Source organism: Herbaspirillum sp. B65 (assembly GCF_000333555.1).
Lineage (GTDB): Bacteria > Pseudomonadota > Gammaproteobacteria > Burkholderiales > Burkholderiaceae_D > Herbaspirillum > Herbaspirillum rubrisubalbicans.
Window position 1 is genome coordinate 1 of record NZ_BADI01001113.1, and the last position, 1,806, is coordinate 1,806.

At 63.2% G+C, this 1,806-nt stretch carries 2 protein-coding genes and 1 pseudogene; all 3 read right to left on the bottom strand.

Translation table 11 applies throughout. From position 1 onward, the window contains the following. Positions 1–256, bottom strand: a pseudogene (locus tag I5W_RS26410) (DNA internalization-related competence protein ComEC/Rec2); the annotation flags it as partial. Next, entirely contained in the window at positions 256–1,062 is an 807-nt protein-coding gene (locus I5W_RS26415) for a TatD family hydrolase (RefSeq protein WP_044531488.1), read from the bottom strand. The gene I5W_RS26415 and the pseudogene I5W_RS26410, both read right to left, overlap by 1 nt. Before the next feature lie 248 nt (positions 1,063–1,310). Next, the coding region (locus I5W_RS26420; RefSeq protein ID WP_044531489.1) for a M20/M25/M40 family metallo-hydrolase at positions 1,311–1,806 on the bottom strand (496 nt) is incomplete at its 5' end.

Sequence of the window (1,806 nt, forward strand, 5' to 3'; positions counted from 1 at the left end):
CACGGCCTTCCCAGGCGCTGGGCAACTCCTGGTCGAGGTAATACAAGGCAAAGGAGGCCGCCCACAAAAAACCCAGCCAGGCGCCGCAAGTGAGCAGCAGCGGCACGCGCAGGAAGGGTTGCCAGAACTTCCAGGCAGTGAAGGCCAGCAAGACTGCCAGCACCAGGCCCACCCCATACCACTCCAGGCCCGGCAACTGCCCCTGCACCTGCAACAGCCCTACGCCAATGGCAAAACCGATGATCAGGGCGCGCATCAGAGCCTCAATCCAGAACGGGCCAGGCGCGGCAGCGCGACCTGGGCATTGGCGGTAGTGGTGGCGGCCACCTCGGTCAGCGACAGTTGGCGCAACTCGGCCAGCACGGCGCCGATGCGCGGGATCTGGTCGGGCGTATTGATCTCGGGATGGCGCCAGGCCGGCGAGATATCGGGAGCATCGGTTTCCAGCACGATGGACGACAGCGGCAGTTCGGCCGCCAGGCGGCGGATTTGCAAGGAGCGCGGGAAAGTCATGGCACCGCCAAAGCCCAGGTGCAGGCCAAGTTCGACGAAGTTTTCGGCTTGCTGGTGGCTACCGTTGAAGGCATGGGCGATGCCGCCGGGCACGCGGATGCGGCGCAGGTATTTAAGGATGATGTCCTGCGCGCGCCGCACATGCAGCAGCACCGGCAGGTCAAAGTCGCGCGCCAGCTTGAGCTGCTCGGCAAAGAAGAATTCCTGCTTTTCGCGCAAGGGCGCTTGCTGCAACGCCGGCACGAAGAAATCCAGCCCGATTTCGCCGATGCCCACGAAGAGCGGATCGTCCAGGGCCGCCGCAATCGCCTCGCGCAAGACGTCAAGATCGGAAGGCTCAGCAGTAGGCACATAGAGCGGATGGATGCCCAGCGCATAGACGGCATTGCCGAGCTCGCGCGCCAGCTGCGCGACCTGGCTGAAATTGACGCGGGCAATGGCCGGGATGACGATGGCGCGTACCCCGGCCTGCGCGGCCTCATCGGCCACGGCAGCGGAACGGTCGCCGAATTCCCCGGCGTCGAGATGGCAGTGCGTATCGACCCACATGTGCTGACTGGCTTGGCGAAAATCGGAAAGACCGGCATATCGGGTGCCGGTTCCGGATGAAGACGCACGCAATGGGAGTCGCTAGCGGTAGACCCAGCCCGCAGGCTGATCCGGCTCGCTTCCCCCGAAGCGTCTTGTTATTTGTACAGCGTAACCTGTTCGCACAGGATGCAGACACGGGAGTGTAACGTTTAACGCCCTCTTGCAGCCGTTAACAATCGTAAAGAATCCCCCACGAAGGAGCAGGATCAGGCTGCCTGCAACGACTTGCCCAGCTTGCGCAGGAATTGCTCGCAGCGTTCCATCTGCGCCAGCGTCACGAATTCATTGGGCTTGTGGGCATTGCCGATGTCGCCGGGGCCGCAGACGATGGTCGGAATGCCGATCTGCTGGAACAGCCCGGCCTCAGTGCCATAGGCCACCTTGCGGGTTTCGCGATCCCCCGTGAGCGCGCGCACCAGCTCGGTGATGGCAGCCTGCTCGGCGGCTTCCAGCGCCGGGCTGCCGGCGAAGTTGTCGATTTCCACGCGGGCCTCGGGGAATTCGGCACGCATCCTGGGCAGCAGGACTTGGGCGATGTACTGATCGATCTGGGCCTGGATGTCGCCCACGCTCATGCCCGGCAGGTTGCGGAATTCATAGGTGAATTCACACAGTTCAGGAATGGTATTGACCGCAATGCCACCCCGGATCTGGTTGGTGGTCATGGTGCTGAAGGGCACGTCGAAAGCCTGGTCATAGGGG

Coding starts and splice junctions, on each gene's coding strand:
- I5W_RS26415 (WP_044531488.1), bottom strand. CDS start 1,062: ATGTGGGTCGATACGCACTGCCATCTCGACGCCGGGGAATTCGGCGAC.